We start from the raw sequence: 23,444 nt of genomic DNA, 5'->3' as shown, positions 1-23,444 counted from the left end.
CCCCGCCTCCGTCCCCAGCCTCCAGTCCTTCCGCTTACGGCGCCAGCAGCAGGCCCGTGATTGCGACCGAGATGAACACGAGCTTCATCGCGGTGTTGACGGCGATCACCTTCAGGCCGAATTCGGGCCCCCAGATCCCGAACTGGAAGGGGATCGACCGCTTGAACGTCGAGACCGCAAAGGAGACGATCCCGCCAAGCAGCATCGTCACCACCGCGGTCCGCGGGGTGAACGTCTCGCCGATGAGCGGCGCGATCGCGACCGCCCCGGCCGTGGTGTCGAGCGAGTAGACGGCCACGATCGCGACCGACGCGCCGGGCAGCCCGAGCGCTGCGGTGAGGGGCTCGGCGACGCCGGTCAGCGCCTCGACGTCGACGTGGGTGATGAGCGCGATCACGAGCGTGTAGACCACGGCCAGTCTGGGGACGATCCGCCGGAGCGTGCCGGCGGTCTTCCGAGCGGCTTCCCGAGCCCGGTCGCGGGGGGAGTCGGGTGAGCCCTCGGCGTCATCGGACTCGCCGTCGTCCGCTGTGCCGTCCGTCTCGGACTCGCCATCAGCCGATCCACCGTTCCCGTGGCCGGTCTCGAGGTCCGCGAGCGCCGACCGATCGACGTTCCGCGAGGAGAGGACGACGCCGCCGATGGCCACGCCCGCGATCGTGATCGCCAGCGAGATCCCGGCGCGGATCGAGACGTAGAGGACGCCCGTGTGAAACCCGAGGATCGGGATGAGGACGGGGACGTAGTAGGTGAAGACGTGTTGGACGAACCCGAAGAACGTGTTTATCATCACGGCGACGATCGTCGCACGGTCGTCGAGCAGCCCTGACTCGCGGTACTCCGCGAGCGTCGCGTAGCCGGCGGTCGTCGACGCCGCGGTCGTCAGGATCGCGGTGCCGACCTCGTCCGGGAGGTTGGCCGGTCGGGTGAGATACCCCGCGACGCCGGCGATGTACCGGATCAGCCCGAATGAGACGACGAGGTTGGCGAGAAAGACGCCGAGCGCGATGAAGACCGTGATCCGGGCCAGTCGCGGCAGGACCTCACGGAGGAGCGCGATCGTCTCGGCGGCGATCGTGGTCGCCGACACGGACTGAAGTCCGACCATCAACTGGTGTCCGATCACCGACTGGGTCCCGACCATCAACTGGTGTCCGATCACCGACTGGTGAACCGTCCAGAGCGTCGGGTCGGTGATCGCGGCTCCGAACACGGGCTTCCTTCACGATCGGTCGTCAAAGGTGCATCGGACCGGTCCGATCGTCATCCACCGAACGATGGTCATCTCCCGAACGATGGTCATTCCTCGAAGCCGTCCTCCCACCGGAAGGTCCCGTCCCGCTGGATCACCTCGCCGTCGATCGCGATCGACGCGTCCGCCGAGACGTCGGCGATCAGATCGACGTGGACCGCCGAGTCGTTGCCGGACTCGCCCTCGGGCAGGCAGGCGTCGTAGGCGCGGCCGAGCGCGAGGTGCACGGTGCCGGCCATCTTCTCATCGAAGAGGATCGAGTCGGTGAACCGGTCGATCCCGCGGTTCATCCCGATCCCGAGCTCCCCGAACTGCCGAGCGCCCGCGTCGGTTTCGAGGATCGACGCGAGCGCGTCCTCGTTCGTGGCGGTCTCGAAGTCGACGACCTCGCCGTCGGCGACCTCGAGGCGAACGTCCCGGACGCGGCGCCCGGAGATCGTCATCGGCACGTCGAAGCAGACGGTCCCCTCGACGGTCGCCGGCGCGGTGAACACCTCGCCGGAGGGGAGGTTGTGGGAGTCGTAGGCACGGAGGCCGCGGAGTTGACCGCGGTCCGGTTCTCGATCCCGACGGTCAGATCCGTCGTTGGGCGGTCCTCGGGATCGATCCGGATCCGGACCTCCGAGCCGGCATCGAGGCGGTCCTTGAGCCGGTCCATCTCCGCGGCCAGCGACTCCCAGTCGCGCAACACCGCGCCGTAGACGAACTCCCGATACGCCTCGATCGACATCCCCGCCTGCTGGGCGAGGCTCCGGGTCGGGTGCACCGTCGAGACCCAGTCGGTGTCCATTCGCGCCTCACGGATCCCGGTCCGGGATCGGGCGTGCGCCCGGCGCGTCTCGGGGTCGACGTCCGCGGTCGCCATCGTGTTCCGGCCGCCGCCGAGTCGGAGGTACGCGTCGGCCGCCTCGAAGAGCGCGAGCGAGTGGTCCGGGTCCGCCTCGAACGGTTCGTCCCCGTTCTCGCGCCCCTTTAAATACGCCCGGGAGATTTCGCCGGAGCCGTAGGTCACTTCGACGTTCGCTCCGCGCTCGCCGAGCGCCTCGACGACCGCGACGGCCAGGTCGTGTGCCCCCTCGTCGACGTCGACGATCACGTCGTCGCCGGTCTCGATGCGCGCGCTCCAGTCGACGAGCGTCTCCGCGTGGTCGCGTACGCGTGGATCCATTACTCTCGACGTCGGCGTGCGTGGACAAAAACCATCGCTTCGGTCGAGACTGGATCGACGGCCGATTCCGGACCGGCGGCCGACCCTGCCCGGCCGGCGTGGGAATCGACGGAACCCTTCAAGACCCGCCCGCCCACATCGACGGTATGGACCAGATCTACGCCCCCTGGCGGATCGAGTGGGTCGAACGCGATCAGGATCCGATCGACGGCTGTCCGTTCTGCGTCCTTCCCGAGCGCGGCGACGACGTCGACGCCCGGATCGTCGCTCGCGGCGAGCACAACTTCGTCCTCCTGAACAACGCCCCCTACAACCCGGGCCACGCGATGGTGATCCCGTACGATCACGTCGCCGAGTGGGGCGCGCTCGCTGACGACGTGATGCTCGAACACGGGCGGCTCAAGGCGGCGACGATCGCGGCGCTGGAGGGCTCCTCCGGCCCGGACGGCGTCAACACCGGGATGAACCTGGGTGGGTCGGCCGCCGGCGGCTCGATCGACGACCACATCCACACGCACGTGATCCCGCGGTGGAACGGCGACACGAACTTTATGCCGGTGGTCAGCGACACCAAGGTGATCGTCGAGGCGGTCGAGCGGACCTACGAGCACCTCCACGCCGCCTTCGGCGACCTCGAGGCCGCGGTCGAGGTCCCGCCGATCGAAGGGGATGACGCGGACGCCGACGAGGTTGCCGGAGCGGTCCGACTCTCCTTCTGATCGCGGTCACGCCGTCCTGCTGATCGCGGGCACTTTTAGGCGGCCGGCCGAAGACCTCGCCGATGACGGACCCCGACCTTCCAACGCCCGTGCTCGACAACCACCTCCACCTGGATCCGCGACACGGCCGCGGGATGGACGCCGTTAGGGACTTCCGGCACCTCGGCGGCACACACCTGCTCGTGGTGAACAAGCCCTCCTGGCACCTCGGCGTCGAGGCCGGCGAGCCCGCCGACTTCCGGGCGGTTTTCGAGGAGACGATCGACGTCGCGGGCGCGGCGGACGAGCTGCTCGATGGCGGCGCCTGGCCGGTCCTCGGCGTGCATCCGGGGCTGATCAGCCGACTGGTGGACGAACGCGGGTTTTCACCCGACGAGGCGCGCGAGCTGATGCAGGGCGGGCTCTCGGTGGCGGCCGAGTACGTCGCCGGCGGTGACGCGCTCGCGCTCAAGTCGGGGCGGCCACACTACGAGGTGTCCGACGCCGTGTGGGACGCCTCGAACGCGGTCACGAAACACGCCTTCACGCTCGGTGCCGAGCACGACTGTGCGGTCCAGCTGCACACGGAGGCCAGCGAGGACCTCTCCGAGCTGGCCGCGTGGGCCGACGAGCGCGGGCTCGCCCCGGAGCGCGTCGTCAAACACTACGCCGCCGGCCGGCTCCGCGGACCGACCCCGAGCGTGATGAGCGAGCCCGACCGGCTCGAACGCGCCGCCGAGCGCGCGAGCGATCACGGCGACCCCTTCCTGATGGAGACCGACTTCGTCGATGACCCCGACAAACCGGGCGCGGTCCTTGGTCCGAAGACCGTCCCGCGGCGCGTTCGCTGGCTGCTCGAGGAGGGGTACGATGACGCGGTCCGGATCGCCCACGTCGAGACGCCGAAGCACGTCTACGGTATCGATACCGAGGCGACGCTCGACCGGTAGGTACGCATCGACCGCGTCGTCGCGAGGGTCACTCCCAGACGTGTCCGTCGGCGGCGACGATCCGGATTCGGGTCGCCAGCAGCCACGCGATCGGGGCGATCGTCAACACGACTGCGCCCGCCGCCGCGACCTGGAGCACGGTCGTCGTGAACCACGGCGTCGATCCCGCGTACGGAACCGACGTGTGCGTGACCTGCCCGCCGAGCGGGACGAAGTAATCGAACAGCAGGTCGACCGTGTACCACGTCGCGGCGATCGCGATCGCGTGCAGCGGGAACCCCGATATCCGGTGGAGGACGAACGCCTGCACCGCCATCGCGATGTGGCTCCAGAACAGAAAGAGATACATCGGGATCGGGGTGAACTCGAGGAATCCCGGCGCGAACGCCACGAGGACGTACGGCGTCCACAGGCCGAGTTTGATGTTGCCGATGAACGCGAGCGACGCGAGCGTGTCGTTCGGTCGCCCGAGCGCCCACGCCGCGAGCGCGAGCGCGATGAACAGCGTCGCCCCGGGACTGTCCGGGACGAACAGCCACCACTGCGGCTCGATCTGCTGGAGCTGGAACCGGTAGTACCAGAAGCCGAAGGCCGTTCCGAGCAGGTTGATCGCGACGATTACCCAGACCCATCGCAACGCGATCGCCTCGAGTCGGGCCGGCAGCGGGGCGGCCCACCGTGGAAGCGACACCCGCGTCGGCTGCTCCCGCGGCGTTCCTCGTTCCCGCGGATCGGCGGCATCGGTCGATCCGGATGCTGACCCCCGTGACATATCCGTGGGTCGTCGCCGCCTCACAAAGCGGTGGCGGTCCGTTCCGGGCCGGACCGGATCCACCAGCCGTCGTACCGGGCCGATTCGCGGTCTCCAGAGCCGTCTCTCGCCGGAACCCGTGGTCGTCGCCGACGAAAAGGGCTATGGGTCCGCGAGTTGAACCCGGGGATATGCGCCTGCGCTATCTGATCGCGCTTCTTCTCGTGATCCCGCTTGCGGACGCGCTGTTCCTCGTCGTCGTGGCCGACCACCTCGGCTGGCAGCTCACCGTCGCGCTGGTCGTGCTCACGGCATTGTTGGGGATGTTGCTGGTCCGTGCGGAGGGCCGCAACACCCTCGCCCGACTGCAGCGAAAGGCCGCCCGCGGCGAGCCGCCGACCGACGAGCTGCTCGACGGCGCGCTGCTCATCGCCGCGGGCGCCTTCCTGCTCACTCCCGGGCTGGTCACCGACACGATCGGGTTCCTGCTGGCGTTCCCGCCGACGCGGATCCCGATCCGGGCGGTGACGAAGCGCTTCGTCCTCGTCCCGTACCTCGAGCGCCGGACGGACGGCTTCCTGAGCGGGAACGTGTACATCGGCGGCTTCCCCGACGGCGAGGGATTCGACGGGTCCGGCGGCGCGTTCGGCGGTGGATTCACGCCGCCCGGCGATGGCGGCAGCCCCGGAGACGGCGGTGCCGCCGGGTCGGGGCCCCGATCGCGGTCCGGTTCCGGCTCGAGTACCCGGTCCGACACGGCAACGGGAACCGCGGACGGGGCCGACGACGTCGTCGACGTCGACTACACGGTCGAGGATACCGCCGACGACCGCGACGACGATCGCCGGTCTCCCGACGAACGGTGACCCTCGACGGTCGCGTGAATGCGTGGATCGATACCGTGCCGAAAACCGACTGACTGCGCGACGATCTTCAAAGGGAAACCCTTAAACTCTTACCCGCGCAAGCGGGAAATGCGCTCACCTGGGCCAATAGCTCAGTCAGGTTGAGCGCTCGGCTGATAACCGGGAGGTCCACGGTTCAAATCCGTGTTGGCCCATGGCAGTCCGGCCCACATATGGGCTGGACGAAATTGGGGCCGGGAACTCCCCAGCCATCCAATTTCCGTATTCTAACGAAACTGATAACCCGGTCTGTAATTTTGTCCGGTCAAGGGTACTACCACCCCTCGACGCCGTCGGGCGATCGGTCTTAGCCGAAACTGCCGGGCTCACCAAACCGGGTGATCGGCGGTGACGAGTGACGCGGGGATCGAACTCGTGTCGCTGCGGGAATCCCACGTCGCTGCGGATGCAGCGCTTCAACGGAAGTACGACCGGCTGAATCCCTTCGACGCGACCCACCTCCGGACCGCGGACGTGCTCGACGAAACGCTCGTCTCGACGGATACTCTATACACCTCGATCGAGGGGATCTCGACCGTCGACCCCACACGAACTCTGAGGGCCCTCGGTCAACTACTCACTCACGGGATCATCGGCACTGCGGTCGCCTGTGAGGTACGCGCGCATCATGCGTCCGCGGAATCACTTGGTGGAAGGTCACCGGTGCTTCTCGATCCACCGACACCACGCGTGGAAGTCCTCGGCGCCGGACTGCTCGGCAATGTCGCGAAGTGTTCCGCCTTTGATTCGATCGTGCATCGGAACGGTCACGAGCCGAACGTCGTCGTCGTTTTCCGGATGATCGTACCGAAGGCGAACGTGGCTCCCCTGACGACCGATCACTCGAAATTCGTTCTTCGTAAGGGCCTTGACGACGTCCTGGCCGGAAAAGTCGGACGTGACCATTTGTTACTGCATAAACTCCGGCAGTTCCTCGGACTCCGATCGAGCCGCCTCGATCTCGTCGGGATCGAGACCGAGGTCCTCGAAGAGGGCAGCTTCGTCGTCGACGTCCTCACCGTTCTCGGCGTGGAGTGCGACCGCCTCATCGAGCATCTCCAGGGCGTGCTCACGCGTCTCGCCCTGCGTCGTCACACCCGTATCCTCATCGGTGATGATCCACATCTCACCGTCCTCGGATAGCTCCATTCGAATACGGGTCGGCGTGGTCGGCCCGTTCTCCTCCACGCCCGTATCGGTACTCATACGTCCACGTTTCGGGCAAACGGGCAAAAGTGTTCTGTCGACCGGGACCATACGGAACCGATCTCCGTTGGTGCATAATCTCGGCTGCTCCCGTCCGATCGCGTTCCTGCTCGAGCGACACAGCGAATATGAACCCAATTATGAGTGGACGGATTGATTTCAGGCTTCCACGCGTACTGAAGACAGATGGATCTCCTGACGGACAAGCGCTCTGTATTCACCACGACCGCAGAAAAGTATCACCACAATAGGAATCTAACAGAGCTTAAATACTCAATCTTGTAGCTTACGAGCCAGACACCTGTGAGTTCACTTCTCACGCTAACGCGAGTGGGTGCCCGTCGTCCGTGTCACCTCACGCGATTCGAACGGGATCAATTACGGCATTACGTGATTCCCAGATTCCTCGTGAGGTTATTAGCGGTCGGGGTGATATGAGTGAAAAGATTCTGGAGAAGCATTACGATAAGGTGTCGAAACGCCAGCGAATGCGGCGACGACAGGAATATCTCCCGGAGGGTTTCTAGATGTCTGAATCAACGACGGCACGCACAGTTCACTTGGTTGAGCCCGTGTTGGCCCACCTACAACGTCCACGGTCTTTGGCCGTGGCGTATTAGGGGCCGGGAACTCCCCAGCCACCTAACTTCCGCACGATAACGATTCTGAGACGACGGTCCGCGATTCCGTCCGGTCACGGAGGCACCATCTCCAGACACCGTCCGGCGATCGCTCGACGTCGTCGCCCCTTGTGTTCGCGACCAGTCGTCGACGACGCCACGATCCGCACACGACATCCGACCCAGAGCGTCATCACGTGAGGCCGCCGACGTGCCCCGAGACGGACCGATCGGTCGGACGAAACGGAACTTTAATGCGCCGACCGGACGCAGCATCGAACGAGAATGATCCCGCTGCAACCCCTGGTCAACAACTTCCTGCTGAATTATCACCTGGGGCACGTGTTGTTGTTCACGTTCGCGGTGACCACGCTGGGGGCGCTCCCGCTGAAGAGTCAGCGCGTCATCGCTGTCAACCTCGTCGTCTTCGGGTTGATCTTCGCCGTCGCGCCGTTCAGCACGATGTCCGCGCCCTACATCCTCTTCGGTCTCGTGCTCATCGTCGTCGGTCCACTGCTGTGGACGATGGCTGAGTGATCGCGGCCACGGTCCGACCGTTCGTCGCCGTCACGCTCCGGGTTCGTCGGCTTCCGATCGCGGATCGATCCACCTCCTTTTTTGCCCACCGCCGCAACCCCCGAGTATGATCACGGTACGGGCACCCGCCACGAGCGCGAACCTCGGCAGCGGGTTCGACACGTTCGGTGCCGCGCTCGCCCGGCCGGCCGACGTCGTGACCGTCGAGAAAGCGGAGACGACCTCGATCGAGGTCACCGGCGTCGGCGCCCAGTACATCCCCGAGGACCCGAAGAAGAACACGGTCGGCGCGGTCGTCGAGACCCTCGATGCGCCCGCCGAGATCCACATCGATAAGGGCGTGCGGCCGGCGTCGGGGCTCGGCTCCTCGGCGGCCAGCGCCGCCGCGGCCGCCGTCGGCCTCAACGAACTCTACGACCGCGGCCACTCCCGCGAGGAACTCGTGCCGATCGCAGCCAAGGGCGAGGCGGTCGTCTCCGGCGTCGCCCACGCGGACAACGTCGCGCCGGCCATCGTCGGCGGGTTCACGGTCACCACCCCGACCGGGACCCACGGCGTCGATACGGGCGTCCCGCTCGTGGCGTGTCTGCCCGACGTCGCCGTCTCGACCCGTGACGCTCGCCGGGTCGTCCCCGAGACCGCGTCGATGGAGGACGTCGTCGAGACCGTCGGGAACGCCGCGACGCTCACGATCGGGATGTGTCGGTCGGATCCGGCGCTCGTCGGCGAAGGTATGGACGACCCGGTCGTCACGCCCGAACGCGCCCGCCTCATCACCGGCTATGACGACGTCCGCGAGGCGGCCTTCGAGGCGGGTGCCGCAGGGGTCACCGTCAGCGGAGCCGGCCCGACGGTGCTTGCGGTCTGTGAGGAACCACGGCGCCGCCACATCGCCGCCGCGATGGTCGACGCGTTCGCGAACGCCGGCGTCGAATCGCGGGCGTATCAGACCCGTATCGGACGCGGCGCGACGGTGCTGTGAGATCGGCGACGGTGTGACTGCGGCGACGCTGTGACTTCGGCGATGCTGTGACCTCGTTGACGCCGCGATCCCGGTGAAACTGTGGGGTCGGCGGACCCGTCGGTCGATGGTGTGTTGAAAAGCGGGGTGTGAAAAGACCCGGTCCGTCCGGTGAGTCCTCTGTCCTGCGTGTCCGACTAGACGCCGCGACCCTGGAGGCGCTCCTCCTCCGGGATGGAGTCGGTCGACTGGCCCTGCATCCCCTTGCCGACGCCGCGGGCGATCTCGGCGAGCTCGTCGGCGTCGTCCCAGTTGGTGACGGCCTCGACGATCGCCGTGCCCATCTCGCTGGGGTTCTCCGCGCCGAAGATGCCCGAGCCGACGAAGATCCCGTCACAGCCGTAGTACATCATCAGGGCCGCGTCCGCGGGCGTGGCGATCCCGCCGGCGGCGAAGTTGACGACCGGGAGCCGGCCGACCTCGGCGGTCTCGTGAACGAGCTCGCGCGGGGCGCCGTGTTCGCGGGCCCATTTCTCGCGTTCGACGTGTTCGAGGCCGGCGATCTCACGGATCTGTCGCTGCATCGTTCGCTGGTGTTTGACGGCCTGGTTGACGTCGCCGGTGCCGGCCTCGCCCTTCGTCCGGATCATCGCCGCGCCCTCGTTGATACGGCGGAGCGCCTCCGGCAGGTTGCGGGCGCCACAGACGAACGGCGCGGTGAACGCCCGCTTGTCGATGTGGTACTCGTCGTCGGCCGGCGTGAGCACCTCGGACTCGTCGATCATGTCGACGCCGAGCGACTCGAGGATCTCCGCCTCCTTGCGGTGGCCGATCCGGGATTTGCCCATCACCGGGATCGAGACCTCGTCGATGATCTCGGTGACGTTCGTCGGGTCGGGCATCCGGGCGACGCCGCCGCGTTTCCGAATGTCGGCCGGAACGGCCTCGAGCGCCATCACCGCGACCGCGCCGGCGTCCTCCGCGATCCGGGCCTGCTCACGGGTCACGACGTCCATGATCACCCCGCCCTTTTGCATCCGGGCGAACCCGCGTTTGACCAGCTCCGTGCCGCGTTTGAGCTCCTCGAGATCGGTGGCGTCTGCCATACGTTTCCTCTGAACGGTACCCACTTAACGACCGCGCCTTTCGATTTCGATTCAGGTTCCTGGCGGGTGAGACGTTGGCCCTTCAACCGAACCGGCGATCGATCGATGTTTGCGCAACCGTGGTGACGATCGTTTCACGATCTCGAACGGGAGCGACATCCGTCGGCGGTGACGGGTCGGTTGGGAAGGCTTTTGCCTCCGATCCCGTTACCGTGTGTATGGGCTCCCCGTACGACGTGTTGGGGATCGACGCCGATGCGGACGACGGGGAGATCGAACGCGCGTATCGGCGTCGCGTGCTCGAAGCACACCCGGACCACGGCGGTTCAGCCGAGGAGTTTCAGGCGGTCAAAACCGCCTACGAGGCGATCGTCGACGGGAACGCCACGATCGAGGACCATCCCGACGGGGATGGTGACGATCGCGGGGGCGGCGCGGCTGCCGCTGGTGCCGAAAGCGAGGGTGACGACGTCGGCCCCGACCCCGGTTCCGAATCCGCGGACGCGGCCGCGACCGTCGAGTATCTCGACTACGAGGTCCTCACGGACCACGGCTGGGACCTCGGGGACGACGACCTCTTCGAGAAGGCGGCCGGGGCCGACCTTCCGCACGCCGCCTATGGCCGCTTTCTCGTCGAGCCGGGAGAGTCGTTGCTCGAAGCCGCCGAGAATCGCGGCTTTGCGTGGCCGTACGCCTGCCGCGGCGGCGCGTGTGCGAACTGCGCCGTCGCCGTCGTCGAGGGGGAGCTGTCCATCCCCGCGAACAACGTGCTCTCCGAGGAGTTGATCGACAGCGACATCCGGCTCTCCTGTGTCGGCGAGCCGCTCACCGACGACCTGCGGATCGTCTTCAACGTGAAACACCTTCCCGGACTCGAGGAACTCCGGCTCCCGCCACATCCCTTCGACCGGGCCCGCGCCGACGACTGAGCGTTGCGCGCCGGTTCGGTCGGGGATCTCCATCGCTTGATAACCACCGCTGGGTGAACCCGATCACCGCTCCGTGAGCCGGTCGTACGCGCGCGTCAACCTTTTGAACGCCTCCTCGTCGCCCGACTCGGCGTCGGGATGGAGCGATTTCGCCCGCTCGCGGTAGGCACGTTTGATCGTCTCCTCGTCGGCGTCCGGATCGACGCCGAGCGTGCGGTATGCAGCCTCCAGCCCCATCCGATCGCCGCCACCCGCGGCGCCCGCCCGGTGGCGACCGGCGGCTCCGGCCCCGCCGGGGCGTCCGCGCTCCGTCCCGCGAGCGTCGGCGCCGAACGCGTCCGTCCGGTTTCGCCGCGTGCGATCGCGTGCTCGCCGCTCGCGCTCGCGCTGTCGGGCCGCGGCGCGCGAGACGGTTCGCGACCGGATCCGGTCATCCAGTCGTCCCCGTGCGTGCAGCGAGAGGAGGTAGGCCGCGGCGCCGAAGGGGATCGCGACGAACAGCAACACCGGATGCACGACGACGCCGCCGACCGCCAACAGCGCCGTGAGTCCGATGAACGTCGCCGTCAGCCCCACGACGATCGGTCGATCGGTCACACCCGCCGTTGGGGAGCACGGACCGTAAACGTCTCGCCGGGTGCGGTGGGTAACATTCATTTCCGTGCCTCACTGCCTCACGTGTATGCCGACGGCGGATCCCACGACTGTCACCGGGCTGCCGCCCTCGATCGCGGCCGTCCGGGAGGAGTTGACGCCGATGCTCTCCCAGTACGCCGATCTGTGTGCGACCCACGAGGACGCCCTGGTCCTCTTTCAGGTGGGCGACTTCTATGAGGCCTTCTGTGAGGCGGCCGAGGAGGTCGCCCGGGTCTGTGAGGTGACGCTGACACAGCGGGAGGACTCGACGGGCGAGTACCCGATGGCCGGGATCCCGATCGACAACGCGACGAGCTACCTCGAGCGGCTACTTGCGGCCGACTATCGCGTCGCGATCGCCGACCAGATCGAGGATGCGGCGGCCGCGTCCGGACTCGTCGATCGCGCGGTCACACAGGTTATCACGCCCGGAACGGTCGTCGACGAGGAGCTGCTCACTGACCGGACCACGAACTACGTCGCCGCGCTCACTCGGGAGCCCGAGGGGAGTGAGAACGGGCGCGCCGTCGACGGACTCGCGGCGGTCGACGTCGCCACCGGCGAGTGTCTCGTCACGAGCGGCGATCCGGAGACCGTCGCCGAGGAACTCGATCGCCTCGATCCCGCGGAGGTCGTCCGTGGCCCCGGGATCGACGCCATCGGGGACGGCGGCGATTCCTCCGCGAACCACGGTGATGCCCCCGTGCCCCCTGGCGATCCGCGGTGGATGGAGACGACGATCGATGCCGACCACTTCGACTCCCGGACGGCTCGTGACCGCCTCGAGCCGTATCTGTCGGCGCCCGAGGAGCGGTTCGGGACCGAGGCGGAGGTCCGCGCGGCGGGGGCGGTCCTCGCGTACGCCGAGTACACCCAGGGCGACGAGGGACCGCTCGAGTACGTCTCCCGGATCCGCCGGTACGACCCACGCCGACGTCTCCGACTCGATGCGGCCGCCCAGCGTAGCCTGGAACTGTTCGAGAACCGCGGGCCGGGCGCGGGCGACACGCTCTTCGACGTCATCGACGAGACGAGCTGCGCGCTCGGCCGCCGCCGGCTCGAACGCTGGCTCCGGCGTCCCCTGATCGATCCCGACCGGATCCGGTCGCGACACGACGCTGTCGAGTGGTTCGTCGACGAGCCGATCGCCAGGGAGTCGGTGGCCGACGGGCTGGCCAGTGCCTACGACCTCGAACGCCTCGTGGGGCGGATCTCCCGCGGACGGGCGAACGCCCGCGATCTCCGGTCGCTCGCGGCCACCCTCTCGGTCGTTCCGGAGCTTCGCGACGCCCTGTCGATGGGGGAGGAATCGGACGTGACGGCTGACGACTCGAACGTGACGACTAACGACTCGAACGCGCTCTGTGATCACCTCCGGGACCTTCGTGACCGCCTCGATCCCCTCCCCGACGTCCGGAACCTGATCGCGGAGGCGATCGTCGCCGACCCGCCCCAGGAGATCACCGACGGCGACGTGATCCAACGGGGGTTCGACGCGGAACTGGACGACCTCCGGGCGACCGAACGGGAGGGACGGGAGTGGATCGCCGAGCTGGAGGCCCGCGAGCGCGAACGGACCGGGGTCGATTCGTTGACGGTCGGCCACACCCAGGTTCACGGCTACTACATCGAGGTCACCGACCCCAACCTCGATGCCGTTCCCGACGACTACCACCGGCGCCAGACGCTGAAGAACAGCGAGCGGTTCTACACGCCCGAGCTGAAGGAGCGGGAGGACGAGATCGTCGGCGCAAGCGAGCGCGCGGACGCGCTCGAGTACGAACTGTTCACCGACGTCCGCGCCGACGTCGCCGCGGAGGCCGATCGGCTCCAGGCGCTCGCGGACGCGCTGGCCGAACTCGACGCCCTCGTCTCGCTGGCGACCGTGGCACTCGAGCGGGAGTACGTCCGGCCGACGATCGTTGATCCGTCGGCCGGCACCGGGGACCGTGGCGGGATCACGATCGAGGGCGGCCGCCACCCGGTGGTGGAGCGACGGGGCGAGTTCGTCCCGAACGACGTCGACCTCGACCGCGGCGACCTCGCGCTGATCACCGGGCCGAACATGAGCGGGAAGTCGACGTACATGCGCCAGGTCGCGCTCGCGGTCGTGTTGGCACAGCTGGGGTCGTTCGTCCCCGCACAGACGGCCCGGATCCCGGTCGTCGACCGCGTGTTCACCCGCATCGGCGCCTCCGACGACATCGCCGGGGGCCAGTCGACGTTCATGCGCGAGATGAGCGAGCTGACCGAGGTCCTTCACGACGCCACGGCCGACTCGTTGGTCCTGCTCGATGAAGTCGGCCGCGGCACCGCGACCACCGACGGGCGGGCGATCGCGTGTGCCGCCGCCGAGTTCATCGTCGACGAGATCGGCGCGACGACGCTGTTTGCCACCCACTATCACGAGCTGACCGAACTGGCGGATCGCCGCGAGCACGTCCGGAACCTCCACTTTACCGCAACGCGCGAGGACGGCGAGGTGACGTTCCTCCACCGCGTCGCCCGCGGCGCGTCCTCCTCCTCGTACGGGATCGAGGTGGCGTCGTTGGCCGGCGTCCCGCCAGCGGTCGTCGATCGCGCGCGCGAGCGTCTCGCGTCCGAGACGGGATCATCGGCCGACGACCGGAGCGATGTCCCACCCGACGCGGCCGACGAGACCACCCCCGGCGGCGCCGGACTCGATCCTGGGGCCGATCGGGACGCGGATGCCGGTTCCGAGTCCGCCGGAGGGGACGACCCCACCGACGCGGCGCTGGCGGCGGCCATCCGGTCGCTCGACATCGCCACGATGACGCCGATGGAGGCGTTGAACACGCTCCACGACCTCCAGCGGGAGATCGACTGATGAGCGACGAGTCACCGATGAGCGACGAGTCACCGATGACCGGTCATTCATCGACGAGCGACGATCCCGCGGACTCTCCGGCTCCCGAGTCCCGCATCCGGCGGCTTTCCGACCGAACCGTCGACCGGATCGCCGCCGGCGAGGTGATCACGCGGCCGGCCCGGGTCGTCGCGGAGCTGGTCGACAATGCGCTCGATGCGGGCGCGACGCGCGTCTCGGTCGCCGTCGACGGTGACGGAACCGACGCCATCCGGGTTCGCGACGACGGTCACGGGATGTCCCGCGAGGACGCTCGCCTCGCGCTCGAGCGACACGCGACGAGCAAGCTCCGGGACGGCCAGAACCCGGTCGAGGCGGCCTCGCTCGGCTTTCGCGGGGAGGCGCTGGCCGCGATCGCGGAGGCGGCCGGCCGCCTCGAGGTAGTCACCAACGACGGCGGCCCGGTCGGGACGCAGATCGTTGCGGGCGGGAGAGCGGCTCTCGGCGGTGGTTCCGAGGGGGACGCAACCGGCGATGACGCCGAACGGGGAGCCACGGCCGACGGCGTCGGAACCGTCACGGACGCGGGACGAGCCCGCGGCACGACGGTGACCGTCACGGACCTGTTCGCCACCCGTCCCGCCAGACGCGAGTCGCTCGCCGGCCCGAGCGCCGAGTTCGCCCGGATCTCCGCGCTCGTCGCCGACTACGCGCTCGCCCGTCCGGACGTCGCGTTCACCCTCGATCACGACGATACCGAGACGCTCTCCACGCCGGGGACCGGCTGGAGCGACGCCGTTCTCGGCGTCTACGACCGCGACGTGGCGAGTCGGTCGACGGCGCTCGACGCGACGGAGCGCGGGGCGCTCAACGGGACCGATGACGCGGCGGTCGAGATCCGGGGGGTTCTCGCGTATCCCTCGATCACTCGGGCTACGCGCGATCACGTTCGCGTGGCCGTCAACGGTCGTCCAGTGGCCGACGCCGAGCTCGAGCGTGCGATCGTCGCGGGATACGACCGGCTGCTTCCAGACGGACGCGAGCCGGTGGCCGCGATCGACGTTCGGCTGCCGACCGGCGCAGTCGACCCGAACGTGCACCCGGCAAAACGGGAGGTCGGACTGCGGCACGGCGACGCCGTCGCCGAGGCGGTGCGGGACACGATCGCGGACGCGCTGACCGGTGCCGATCTCCGACGACGGGCCGCGGTCGCGACCGACCTCGAGACGGCTCTCTCGCCGGCCTCGGACGATGCGCCGTTCGCCGACGTCGACCCGATCGGTCAGTATCGGGACCTGTATCTGCTGTGTGACGCCGGCGACGAGCTGCTCGTGATCGATGCCCACGCGGCCCACGAGCGCGTCAACTACGAGCGACTGCGGCGTGCGTTCGCGCGCGAGGACGGCGACGACGCGCCGGGCGAGGCTAACCCGTTGCCGGACGCAGTCGCAACGCTTGATCCGCCGGTGACCGTCTCGCTGACGAGCGCCGAGCGAGCAGCGCTGGATGCGCACGGGGATGCCCTCCGGCGGCTCGGGTTCGACGCGGAGCCGTTCGGGGGCGACGTCGTCAGGCTTCGGACCGTTCCCGCACCCTTCGGCCGAGCCGCCGACGCCGACGCGTTCCGCGACGCCATCGGACGGCTCACGAACGGGGAGCCGCCCGCGGACCCGTACGATCCCCTGCTGGCCAACCTCGCGTGCCATCCGTCGGTCAAACGCGGGGACGCGCTCGACCGAACGGCGATGCGAAACCTCCTCGATCGGCTCGGCGAGTGCGAGCAGCCCTTCAGCTGTCCCCACGGACGGCCGACCGTCCTCTCCGTCGAGGAGTCGACGCTGGCAGCCGGCTTCGACCGCCCATCCGGCGACTGACCGAGTTCACCAATCCTTGCAGTCGGTACAGACCCGGTCGCCGTCGGCGAGCCATCGCCGTTCGACGACCGTGTCGCAGCGGTCGCAGGCCGCGCCGTCGGCGGACCAGATCGCGGTGGCCGTCGCCGGTTCGACCGGGGTCTCGTCGGCGGCGGCGACGTCGTCGATCGAACGGTCCTCGGACATCTCACGCCTCCCGTCGGAGCCGATCGACGACGAACTCCCGCTCCAGCTCGCCGAGGAACTCCCCGAGTCGCGGGCCCTGCGTCTCGTCGAAGAAGAGCCGGTAGCCGGCCTCGAAGAACGCCGCCACCTCGAGGTCGTGGTCGCGGGCCGTCTCGTACATCCGCTCTTGGATCGCCTCGCCGGCGTGGCCCTCGGCGACGAAGTCGGCGAGGTCCTCGAGTGCAGCCGACACGTCGTCGTCGAAGGAGACGTCGGGAAGCTCCGTCTGGAGCCGGTAGTTGTACTCGTTGTCCATTCGCTCGGCCCAGCGGCGGGCGCGTTCGACCCGGTCGAGCGCGTCCTCGACCGCCCACTGTGGGGTGTCGTCGTCGAAGTGTCCCTCGTCGCGGGCCAGCTGCTCGCGGAACGCCTCGTCCTCGACCATTCCGAGCACCGCGGCGAAGGTGTACGGGAGCCGGACGCGGTCCTCGCGGACCTCCTCGACGAGGAACGGGTAGGCGCGGTCGGCGACGGCGGTCAGGTCCTCGTCGTCGACCGCGCCGAAGTACGCGCGCTCGAAGCGGTCGAAGCGCTCGACGAGCTGGTCGAGTCGTTCGAGGTCCAGGTCGCGGGCCTTCTTCGGCTCCAGCGCGAAGAAGTACCGAAGCACCTCGGGTTCGAGCAGCTCGAGGATCTCCGGGACGGTGACGATGTTCCCGGCCGAGGAGGAGAGCGCCGCCCCGTTGAGCGTGAACCACTCGTAGACCATCGGGACCGGCGGGTCGATCCCCAGGACGGTCTCGGCGATGTCGACGCCGGAGGGCCAGGAGCCCTCGGCGTGGTCCTTCCCGAACGGCTCGAAGTCGACCCCGAGCACGTCCCACTGGCCGGGCCACTCGAACCGCCAGGGGAGCTTCCCCTCCCGGAACGTCGCGGTTCCCTCGTGGCCACAGCCCTCGATCGTCGAGTCGCCGGCCTCCATATCGGTACAGACGTACTCGACCGTCTCCGCGTCGAGGTCGATCGACGTGACGGTCTCGGTCACTTTGCCGCACTCCTCGCAGATGGGGTTGAACGGAACGTATTCCTCGTCGACCTTGTCCTGGTAGGCGCCGAGGACCTCACGGGCGGTCTCGACGTTCTCGAGGACCGTCCGGACGACCGGGTCGAAGGTGCCGTCGGCGTACAGCTCCGTGTTCGAGACCATCTCGACCGGCACGCCGAGCCGATCGGCGTCGGCCGCGAGGAGGGTCGCGAAGTGGGCCGCGTACGAGTCGGCCTCGCCGAAGGGATCCGGAATGTCCGTGTAGGGCTTGCCGAGGTTTCGTCCGAGCGCGCCGGCGTCGACCTCACCCAGCCCGACGATCTCTCCGTCGGCGTTCGCGAGCTTTCGCGGAACCTTTCGGAGCGGATCGCGGTCGTCGGAGGTGAACACTTGGCGGACCTCGTAGCCGCGGTCACGGAGGACCTCGGCGACGAAGTAGCCGCGCATGATCTCGTTGAAGTTGCCGAGGTGGGCGACCCCCGACGGCGAGACGCCGCCCTTGATCACGATCGGTTCCGTCGGGTCCCGTTCGAGGATCTCGTCGGCGACCGTGTCGGCCCAGAAGGCGTGGCGCGTCTCGCCGCTTGGACCGTCTTCGGCGTCGGTTCCCTCGTCGGGGTCGGCCTGCTCACCGGATGTCGCGTCGGGATCGGTCCCGTCATCGCTTGCCATGTCGGGGTCGGCCATCGGTCACTCCCCCCACTGCGTCGGCTCCGTGCACGCCGCCGGAACGATGTCCGTTCCGCCGTGGTCTCCCTCGAGTACCGCGTCGACGAGGACCGACGGGTCGGTTCCGTCGAGAACGATCGACCGGAGATCCGCGCGATCGATGAGCTTCGCGGCAAGCAGGTCGACCGGCGCTGAGGCGCCGGCATCACGGCTCATCGGCACCACGATGTCGACGAGTTCGGTCGGCGACAGCCGGCCGAACTGCTCCGCATCGGGGTCGGCGTTCGGGTCGGCGTCGTAGACGCCGTTGGCGCTGGTTGCGTACACGAGCAGGTCGGCATCGACCGCCTCGGCGAACTCCGCGGCGACGGCGTCGGTCGTCTGCCCCGGCATCACGCCGCCCATCACCGCGACCTCGTCGCGGCGCAGGGCGCTGACCGCCTCGTCGTAGTCCGTCGCCGGCGAGAGCGTCGCCCGCTCGCCAAGCGCCGCGATCAACAGCCGCGCGTTGAGCCGCGTGACGCCGATCCCGAGCTGGTCGAGCTGGACCTCATTGGCGCCCAACTCGCGGGCCGCGCCGATGTACTCCCGTGCGACGCCACCGCCACCGACGACGACGCCGACGGTACATCCGGCCTCCGACAGTTCCTCGATCGCCGCCGCGTGGGCCGCCACGCGGCCCGGATCGAGATCCGGCGCGAGGACGCTCCCACCGATGGAGATGACGACATTCATTGACTCCGGGTAACCCTGTGGCGCTCTTAAGGATTATCAAGCCGGAACGAGCCCGCGTGGCGGAGTCTCGTCGATCCACCCGTAGTCAGTTCCGTCGGATCACCCACAGCGTCGCCACCCCGCCGACGGCGACGACGAGCCAGTAGCTGACGAGCCGGTAGAGCGTCGTCACGGCGAGCGCGTCGGTCGTCGAGAGCGCGGTCAGCGCCGTCACCAGCGCGACGAGCGTTCCTTCGATCGCGGCGAGTCCGCCGGGAAGCGGCGTCGACCCGGCGATGACGGTCACCGGAACCAGGAAACAAACGAGCAGGAGCGATAGCGGCGTTCCGACCGCGAGGGCGGCGAAGTACAGCGGTAGCGCGAACAGGACCCATCCCACGTAGGCGTAGCCGACGGCGACCACGAGCGCACGCGGCGATCTGGCGATGCGTTCGGTCGCCACCACGAGCCGACCCAGACGGGCTTGCACCGCCTCGATCGAGACGCGGTTCGTCCGACGGGTGATCGGAGAGGCGAGGCGGACCACGGCGGCTTGTGCTCGGTCACGAAACCGCCAGATTGTCGCCGCCAGAAACGGCACCCCGACCGCGAGCACCATCAACACCGCCGCCATCGACCGGACGGCGTCGGGGAGGGTTGCGGTCGTCACCAGCAGATAGCCCAACCCGACGCCGCCGACCGTGAAGAAGGGAAGCGCACGGATCAGGTCGCTCGTCACGACGCTGGCGAGGCTCTGTTCGTAGGTCGCCTCGGTATCACGGGCGAGCACGTACGCGATGAACGGCTCGCCGCCGGCCTGTCCCATCGGCGTCACGTAGTTCGCGAACGTCGCCGACAGGAACGTCACGACCAGGCGCCGATACGGGACGTCGATCCCGATCGTTCCCAACACGACGTGCCAGGTCTTCCCCCAGACGACCAGTCCGATGAGCGACGACGCCGCCCCCGCCAGTATCCATCGCGTCTCGGCCGCTCGGAGGCGATCGATCGTCCGGTCCCAACCGACCACCACGCCGAGCAGGTACACGAGAAGCAGCGCGAGCGTGAATCCCGCGATCGTCTTCGCCGCGGCCGACCGGTCGATCCATCCGGCACCCACCGGCGTCTCGTCTCGGGACACGGTTCGTCCGCCCGGAGGACCACCGGAGCCATAAATCCCGCCGTCCACTGCCGGTCCGTTCCCGAGGTCATCCGTCCGTGTGGTCGGTCACGCAACCGAGGTCATCCGCACACGACCAGTCACGTCCCGGTTTTCGTCACCTGGTACCACTCGCCCTCCCAGGTGAGGAGGTACTCGAGGGCGCATTTGACCGTGAGCACCCCGTGTCCGAGGTAGACGAGCGGCGCGAGTGCGATCGTCCAGGACGGCGGCCCGACCCGGCCATCGAGGAGGTCACGGAGCCAGACGCCGCCGATCGTCGCGATGATGGCCGCGACCGGCACGACGACCGCGCTGGCGTCGAGGACCAACAGGAACAGGACGTGGGCGGCCAGAACGAGGAGGGCGCCGCCGGCGAGCACGGAGCCGACCGCGCGGCCGACGGTGATCAGGTCGCCGCCCCCCGGCCGTCCGCGCAACGCCTCCCGAATGCGGAGGTGTGACACCTGTACGTGGCCGATCCGCCATCGCTTTCGCTGTCCCCAGAGGTCGGCGAGCGTGTGGGGTGCCTCCATCGAGCTGGTACAGCGCCGGTTCTGGGTCACCGTCAGGTCCGCCTTGTAACACTGGTGGGAGAAGTAGAGGTCCTCGGTCAGGACGTCCGCATAGCCCCCGACCGCCGCAAGCGCCTCGCGGGTGACGCCCGTCGCCGAGCTTTGACACTGCGTGAAGCCGACGAAATCGCCGACCCGGTAGCCGGCCTGGACGACCACGCGCTCGCTGTAGGCAAGCGTCTCGACCGGTCCCGTGGGACGCGGCACGCGGCGTCCCTGGAAGACGTCCGTCTCACCGAGCAGTTCCCCCATCGCCGTCGAGACGAACGTCGGTTCGGCGCGTTCGTCCGCGTCGAAGATGACGAAGTGGTCGGCCGGGCTCCACGCCACGGCGTTGTTGATCGCGGTCGCCTTCGACCCGGGATCGTCATTGACCAGGACCTCGACGGGGTCGTAGGTCGCCGCCAGCTCCGCGGCACGATCGTGGGTTCGCTCGTCGTCCGGCTCGACGACGATCACGACCCGGAGCGGGTCGTAGTCGTTTACCAGCAGGCTCGTCACGCTCGCGTCCAGGACGTCGGCGTCGCGGTAGGCCGGGACGATCGCCTGGACGAGCGGGCCCTCCCGGACGCGTTCGGTCTCGTCGTCACGCCAGACGTCGTATCCCAATAGGCCCCCGGTGACGGCGACCACGACGCTGAACGTGCCGACCGAGAGGGCACCCTGGAGGAACTGGATGCGGAGAAACAGCGGTGCGATCACCACGGTCCACACGTCGAGGCTCGTGAGAAAGCCAACGACGAGCAGCCCGAGGATCGCGAGCACCGTCCCCGCTCGTTCCATTACGCGTCGACCTAGCCGGTTCATAGCCGGGATATGGGTCCGTTTCGGTACTTAAACCTGTGGCTCCGCTCCGTCGAACGGTATGGTGGACCGACACACGGTTGACTCGAAGACATCCCGTTCGGTCGCCGATACGGGAAAGCCCTAAGCCGCTGTATCGCTCCGGTTCGGATATGCAACCGATCGCCGTTCTCGGCCCCGACGCCGGCTCGCTGGCGACGCGTCTAACCGACCGACTCGACGGTCGCGTCGTTCGGATCGACAGCGTCGACGACGTCGATCCGGGGCGCGAGGATGACTCGGATGGAGACGGGTCCGCCGGTGACGATTCAGACGGAGATGACTCGAACGCAGCTGTCACGGTTCGGTTCACCGCCGACGGCGACTGGGCCGCGGCCGGCGAGGGGGCCGACCTCACGACCCTTCTCGACCGGTTCGCGCCCGCATATGACTACGCGATTCTCACCGGTGAGACGCGCCTCCGCGTGCCCACTGTACTTCTCGGTGATGCCGGTGATGCCGGTGATGCTGACGCTGATCGCGATCCGACGACCGTCCCCGGAGACGTGATCGCGACCGCCTCGTCCTCGGATGCGCTCGACGTCGGGGAGCTGCTCGGCGCGCTCGAGTCCGCCGAGCCCTGGATCACGCTCGAAGAACTGATCGATCGCGCGAAGGCCGATCCGGCGGCGGACCGATCGGGGGCGATCGCGTCGTTCACGGGACGCGTTCGGGCCAAGGACGCGCCGGATGACGACCGCACACAGCAGCTGGCCTTCGAGGCGTACGAGGGCGTCGCCGCCGATCGGATGGACACGATCGCCGACGAACTCGAGGAGCGTGACGGGGTGTTCCGGGTCCTGATGCACCACCGAACCGGAGTGATCCCGGACGGCGAGGACATCGTGTTCGTCGTCGTCCTCGCCGGCCACCGCGAGGAGGCGTTCCGGACCGTCGCCGACGGCATCGACCGGCTGAAGGAGGAGGTCCCGATCTTCAAAAAGGAGACCACCGAGAGCGAGCAGTTCTGGGTCCACGAGCGGTAGCGGTTCCACCGACGTGCCGGCGCGTTAGTAACTACTTTACCTACTGGGGTCTCACCCACGAACGGTATGAGTCAGTCGCACAATCGGGGCCTCATCGAGGACTTCGGCCGATGGCGGGAGTTCCGCGCGGGGATGTGGGCCTGGATCTTCCACAAGTTCACCGGCTGGGTGCTTGTGGGGTATCTGTTCACCCACATTGCCGTGTTGAGCACCGCGATCCCGGCCTCCGGCCAGGAGACGGCGGTTCTGCAGGCGGGTGACGACGTCTACACGCAGACGATCGTCACCCTCGAAGAGCTGCTTCTCGTTCGGATCCTCGAGGTCGGGCTCCTCGCAGTGGCCGTGTTCCACATCCTCAACGGAACCCGGCTGCTGTTCATCGATCTCGGTGTCGGATTGGAATCGCAGGACAAGAGCTTCTATGCGTCGTTGATCCTGACGGGCCTCATCACGGTCGCGTCGGTGCCGACGTTCCTCGCGGGGGCGTTCTGAGATGGCTGAACGCTACTCCTCGTTCACCCCCGGCGGAACGATGTGGCTGCTCCAGCGGATCACGGCCGCCTTCCTCATCGTCGTGTTGGCGTTCCACTTCTTCCTTCTCCACTTCGTCAACCACGCCGACGAGGTGTCCTTCATCGTGAGCGCCGCGCGGATGGAGACGTTGAGTTACTACTCGCTGATGATCCTCTTTCTCGTGACCGCCACGTTCCACGGCGTGAACGGGGTCTACAACGCATTGATCAACCAGGGACTGACCGGTCGGAAGAAACGGGTCGTCAAGACCACGCTGATCGTCGCCAGCGTCGTCCTGATCGTGCAGGGCGTCCGGACGGCGAACGCCTGGGCCGGCGGAGTCCCGCTGTGAGGT

The 23,444-nt window shown here is 68.1% G+C and carries 22 protein-coding genes, 1 tRNA gene and 1 pseudogene; 12 read left to right on the top strand and 12 right to left on the bottom strand.

Annotated features, from left to right (window positions below; all coding sequences use genetic code 11):
• Positions 1 to 34: 34 nt before the first annotated feature.
• Together OQF70_RS08095 and OQF70_RS08090 are read right to left on the bottom strand one after the other, a co-directional pair.
• Positions 35 to 1,108, bottom strand: coding sequence for a nucleoside recognition protein (locus OQF70_RS08095; RefSeq protein ID WP_280536894.1), 1,074 nt, complete (start codon positions 1,106 to 1,108; stop codon positions 35 to 37).
• A gap of 191 nt (positions 1,109 to 1,299) precedes the next feature.
• Positions 1,300 to 2,420, bottom strand: a pseudogene (locus OQF70_RS08090) (aminopeptidase).
• Positions 2,421 to 2,566: 146 nt separating this feature from the next.
• Between OQF70_RS08090 and OQF70_RS08085 the strand changes: the two are divergent.
• Together OQF70_RS08085 and OQF70_RS08080 are read left to right on the top strand one after the other, a co-directional pair.
• Complete coding sequence (locus OQF70_RS08085) at positions 2,567 to 3,139, top strand: HIT domain-containing protein (RefSeq protein WP_280536888.1); 573 nt, start codon at positions 2,567 to 2,569, stop codon at positions 3,137 to 3,139.
• 62 nt (positions 3,140 to 3,201) lie between these two features.
• A complete protein-coding gene (locus OQF70_RS08080) occupies positions 3,202 to 4,068 on the top strand; it encodes a TatD family hydrolase (RefSeq protein ID WP_280536887.1) in 867 nt (288 codons plus the stop codon).
• Between the two features lie 28 nt (positions 4,069 to 4,096).
• Here OQF70_RS08080 and OQF70_RS08075 read toward each other — a convergent pair whose 3' ends face one another.
• Positions 4,097 to 4,840, bottom strand: a complete 744-nt coding sequence (locus OQF70_RS08075; protein WP_280536886.1) for a DUF1405 domain-containing protein — start codon at positions 4,838 to 4,840, stop codon at positions 4,097 to 4,099.
• Between the two features lie 170 nt (positions 4,841 to 5,010).
• Between OQF70_RS08075 and OQF70_RS08070 the strand changes: the two genes are divergently transcribed.
• Both OQF70_RS08070 and OQF70_RS08065 read left to right on the top strand, forming a co-directional pair.
• On the top strand, positions 5,011 to 5,685 hold the full coding sequence (locus tag OQF70_RS08070; protein ID WP_280536885.1) for an FxsA family protein: 675 nt from the start codon (positions 5,011 to 5,013) through the stop codon (positions 5,683 to 5,685).
• A 120-nt stretch (positions 5,686 to 5,805) separates the two neighbouring features.
• Positions 5,806 to 5,879: transfer RNA gene (locus tag OQF70_RS08065), tRNA-Ile, on the top strand.
• A 502-nt stretch (positions 5,880 to 6,381) separates the two neighbouring features.
• On the opposite strand, the gene OQF70_RS08060 is transcribed toward OQF70_RS08065, so the two are convergent.
• Together OQF70_RS08060 and OQF70_RS08055 are read right to left on the bottom strand one after the other, a co-directional pair.
• Positions 6,382 to 6,630, bottom strand: coding sequence for a type II toxin-antitoxin system HicA family toxin (locus tag OQF70_RS08060; protein ID WP_280536884.1), 249 nt, complete (start codon positions 6,628 to 6,630; stop codon positions 6,382 to 6,384).
• Between the two features lie 3 nt (positions 6,631 to 6,633).
• On the bottom strand, positions 6,634 to 6,930 hold the full coding sequence (locus OQF70_RS08055) for a type II toxin-antitoxin system HicB family antitoxin (protein WP_280536883.1): 297 nt from the start codon (positions 6,928 to 6,930) through the stop codon (positions 6,634 to 6,636).
• 905 nt (positions 6,931 to 7,835) lie between these two features.
• Here OQF70_RS08055 and OQF70_RS08050 point away from each other — a divergent pair.
• Both OQF70_RS08050 and OQF70_RS08045 read left to right on the top strand, forming a co-directional pair.
• Positions 7,836 to 8,087, top strand: a complete 252-nt coding sequence (locus OQF70_RS08050) for a hypothetical protein (RefSeq protein WP_092817427.1) — start codon at positions 7,836 to 7,838, stop codon at positions 8,085 to 8,087.
• A gap of 106 nt (positions 8,088 to 8,193) precedes the next feature.
• Positions 8,194 to 9,069 carry a homoserine kinase gene (locus OQF70_RS08045; RefSeq protein WP_280536882.1) on the top strand — a complete coding sequence of 292 codons (876 nt, stop codon included), beginning with the start codon at positions 8,194 to 8,196 and terminating at the stop codon, positions 9,067 to 9,069.
• Between the two features lie 176 nt (positions 9,070 to 9,245).
• On the opposite strand, the gene pdxS is transcribed toward OQF70_RS08045, so the two are convergent.
• Positions 9,246 to 10,154: a pyridoxal 5'-phosphate synthase lyase subunit PdxS gene (gene pdxS, locus OQF70_RS08040; protein WP_280536881.1), complete on the bottom strand. Its 909-nt coding sequence runs from the start codon at positions 10,152 to 10,154 to the stop codon at positions 9,246 to 9,248.
• 218 nt (positions 10,155 to 10,372) lie between these two features.
• Between pdxS and fer the strand changes: the two genes are divergently transcribed.
• Positions 10,373 to 11,083, top strand: coding sequence for a ferredoxin Fer (fer, locus tag OQF70_RS08035; RefSeq protein ID WP_280536880.1), 711 nt, complete (start codon positions 10,373 to 10,375; stop codon positions 11,081 to 11,083).
• A gap of 63 nt (positions 11,084 to 11,146) precedes the next feature.
• On the opposite strand, the gene OQF70_RS08030 is transcribed toward fer, so the two are convergent.
• Positions 11,147 to 11,680 carry a J domain-containing protein gene (locus tag OQF70_RS08030; RefSeq protein WP_280536879.1) on the bottom strand — a complete coding sequence of 178 codons (534 nt, stop codon included), beginning with the start codon at positions 11,678 to 11,680 and terminating at the stop codon, positions 11,147 to 11,149.
• Positions 11,681 to 11,765: 85 nt separating this feature from the next.
• Here OQF70_RS08030 and mutS point away from each other — a divergent pair, with 85 nt between their 5' ends.
• Both mutS and OQF70_RS08020 read left to right on the top strand, forming a co-directional pair.
• Positions 11,766 to 14,567 carry a DNA mismatch repair protein MutS gene (gene mutS, locus OQF70_RS08025; protein ID WP_280536878.1) on the top strand — a complete coding sequence of 934 codons (2,802 nt, stop codon included), beginning with the start codon at positions 11,766 to 11,768 and terminating at the stop codon, positions 14,565 to 14,567.
• A 35-nt stretch (positions 14,568 to 14,602) separates the two neighbouring features.
• Positions 14,603 to 16,420, top strand: coding sequence for a DNA mismatch repair endonuclease MutL (locus OQF70_RS08020; protein WP_280536892.1), 1,818 nt, complete (start codon positions 14,603 to 14,605; stop codon positions 16,418 to 16,420).
• A gap of 6 nt (positions 16,421 to 16,426) precedes the next feature.
• Here the strand turns inward: OQF70_RS08020 and OQF70_RS08015 are convergent, their stop codons facing one another.
• The 5 genes from OQF70_RS08015 to OQF70_RS07995 form a co-directional block, all read right to left on the bottom strand.
• Positions 16,427 to 16,606: a hypothetical protein gene (locus OQF70_RS08015; RefSeq protein WP_280536877.1), complete on the bottom strand. Its 180-nt coding sequence runs from the start codon at positions 16,604 to 16,606 to the stop codon at positions 16,427 to 16,429.
• A 1-nt stretch (position 16,607) separates the two neighbouring features.
• Positions 16,608 to 18,302 (bottom strand): lysine--tRNA ligase, encoded by a 1,695-nt coding sequence (lysS, locus tag OQF70_RS08010; RefSeq protein WP_280536891.1) that lies wholly within the window; start codon positions 18,300 to 18,302, stop codon positions 16,608 to 16,610.
• 18 nt (positions 18,303 to 18,320) lie between these two features.
• The gene (pyrH, locus tag OQF70_RS08005) at positions 18,321 to 19,034 is read right to left on the bottom strand and encodes a UMP kinase (RefSeq protein WP_280536876.1); all 714 of its coding nucleotides are present in this window, start codon (positions 19,032 to 19,034) and stop codon (positions 18,321 to 18,323) included.
• Between the two features lie 85 nt (positions 19,035 to 19,119).
• Positions 19,120 to 20,154 (bottom strand): lysylphosphatidylglycerol synthase transmembrane domain-containing protein, encoded by a 1,035-nt coding sequence (locus OQF70_RS08000; RefSeq protein WP_280536875.1) that lies wholly within the window; start codon positions 20,152 to 20,154, stop codon positions 19,120 to 19,122.
• Between the two features lie 119 nt (positions 20,155 to 20,273).
• Positions 20,274 to 21,530: a glycosyltransferase family 2 protein gene (locus OQF70_RS07995; RefSeq protein WP_280536873.1), complete on the bottom strand. Its 1,257-nt coding sequence runs from the start codon at positions 21,528 to 21,530 to the stop codon at positions 20,274 to 20,276.
• Between the two features lie 173 nt (positions 21,531 to 21,703).
• On the opposite strand from OQF70_RS07995, the gene OQF70_RS07990 reads away from it, so the two are divergent.
• The 3 genes from OQF70_RS07990 (at position 21,704) to OQF70_RS07980 (ending at position 23,441) form a co-directional block, all read left to right on the top strand.
• Positions 21,704 to 22,576 (top strand): molybdopterin synthase, encoded by an 873-nt coding sequence (locus OQF70_RS07990; RefSeq protein WP_280536872.1) that lies wholly within the window; start codon positions 21,704 to 21,706, stop codon positions 22,574 to 22,576.
• A gap of 66 nt (positions 22,577 to 22,642) precedes the next feature.
• On the top strand, positions 22,643 to 23,068 hold the full coding sequence (gene sdhC / locus OQF70_RS07985) for a succinate dehydrogenase, cytochrome b556 subunit (RefSeq protein WP_092817439.1): 426 nt from the start codon (positions 22,643 to 22,645) through the stop codon (positions 23,066 to 23,068).
• Between the two features lies 1 nt (position 23,069).
• Positions 23,070 to 23,441, top strand: a complete 372-nt coding sequence (locus OQF70_RS07980) for a succinate dehydrogenase hydrophobic membrane anchor subunit (protein WP_280536871.1) — start codon at positions 23,070 to 23,072, stop codon at positions 23,439 to 23,441.
• The last annotated feature ends 3 nt before the right edge of the window (positions 23,442 to 23,444 follow it).

The organism is Halopenitus sp. POP-27, assembly GCF_029889855.1.
Lineage (GTDB): Archaea > Halobacteriota > Halobacteria > Halobacteriales > Haloferacaceae > Halopenitus > Halopenitus malekzadehii.
The sequence above is the reverse complement of the archived record's forward strand: the minus strand, read 5'-3'. Positions and strand labels throughout refer to the sequence as shown.